This window comes from Brevibacterium sp. HMSC07C04 (assembly GCF_001815905.1).
Lineage (GTDB): Bacteria > Actinomycetota > Actinomycetes > Actinomycetales > Brevibacteriaceae > Brevibacterium.
In genome coordinates this window covers 1-1,212 of sequence record NZ_KV823242.1, presented here as the reverse complement: position 1 = coordinate 1,212, position 1,212 = coordinate 1, and the positions used below count along the sequence as shown (strand labels likewise).

The window sequence follows — 1,212 nt, the reverse complement described above, 5'->3', positions numbered from 1 at the left end:
GCAGCCGGTCGGAGACGACCACCTCGCCGGAGTCCCCGGTCTTCACCCCGACCGCATCGAGGTTCAGGCCATCGGTGACGGGACGGCGTCCGAGGGCGACGAGCACCTGCTCGGCGCGGAACTCCTGCGAGTCGCCGGACACGTCGGCGGTCACGACGGCCTCGCCTCCCGTGCCGCGGGACACCCGGGTGGGCACCACGCGGCGGACGACGCGGATGCCTTCGTCGGCGAACGCCTCCTGAAGCGCCTTGGACACCTCCGGCTCCTCCTTCGAGGCGAGCCGGGACCGCACCAGCAGCGTGACCTGCGAGCCGAGGCGAGCGAACAGCTGCGCCTGCTCCAGGGCGACGTAGCCGCCGCCGAGCACCAGCAACGACTCAGGAACCTCAGCGAGTTCCATTGCCGTGGTCGAGGTCAGGTACCCGGTCTCCTCCAGGCCGTCGATCGGCGGAGCCCACGGGCGAGAACCAGTCGCGACCAGGAAGTGGTCGGCCTCGATGGTCTCGACCGTCCCGTCGCCGGCGATGATCTCCAGTACCGGGGCGTCTGGGCCGCCGGCGAACGATGCATCGCCGCGGCGGACGGCCCACCCGTAGGAGTCGGCGACGTCGGCGTACTTCTCGCCGCGCAGCGACTCCACCAACGCTTGCTTCCCAGCGATCAGCGCGGGCATGTCGACGGGATCCGCCGTCGTCGCGATCCCGGGGAACCGGGTTGCGGCGTCGACGGCGACGTGCCGCGCGCCGGCCGCGGCTATGAGCGCCTTCGACGGGACGCAGCCCGTGTTCACGCAGGTGCCGCCGAGCGTCCCGCGCTCGATCATCACCACCGACTTCCCGAGCGTGCTGGCGCGGATCGCAGCGGCGAACGCGCCGCCTCCCGATCCGATGATGGCGAGATCGTACTTCGTAGGCATCGCTGCTCCTGTCAATTCTTGGCTTTCTGCTCTGTCTCAGCCATACTGGACCTTCCAGCGCAGGGGAAGGTCAAGCGCGGCCACGGAGGGAGACAGCATTGCGGATCGGAGAACTCGCCGAGAGGGCGGGCACTACCGCGAAGACCCTTCGCTTCTACGAGGAACAGGGCCTTCTGCCCCCGACCGAGCGCACGCCGTCCGGATACCGCGACTACGCGCCCGAGATGGTCGCTCGGATCGACTTCGTCCACCGCGGCCAGGCCGCGGGCCTCACCCTCGCCCAGATCCGCCAGATC

Annotated in this window: 2 protein-coding genes; one reads left to right on the top strand and one right to left on the bottom strand. The window is 70.0% G+C overall.

Going from position 1 to position 1,212, the window contains the following annotated elements:
- On the bottom strand, nucleotides 1-916 hold a 916-nt coding region (locus HMPREF3162_RS02305; RefSeq protein WP_176747330.1), incomplete at its 3' end, for an FAD-dependent oxidoreductase.
- A gap of 98 nt (nucleotides 917-1,014) precedes the next feature.
- Here HMPREF3162_RS02305 and HMPREF3162_RS02300 point away from each other — a divergent pair.
- A partial coding sequence (locus tag HMPREF3162_RS02300) for a MerR family transcriptional regulator (protein WP_141759532.1) occupies nucleotides 1,015-1,212 on the top strand: 198 nt, incomplete at its 3' end.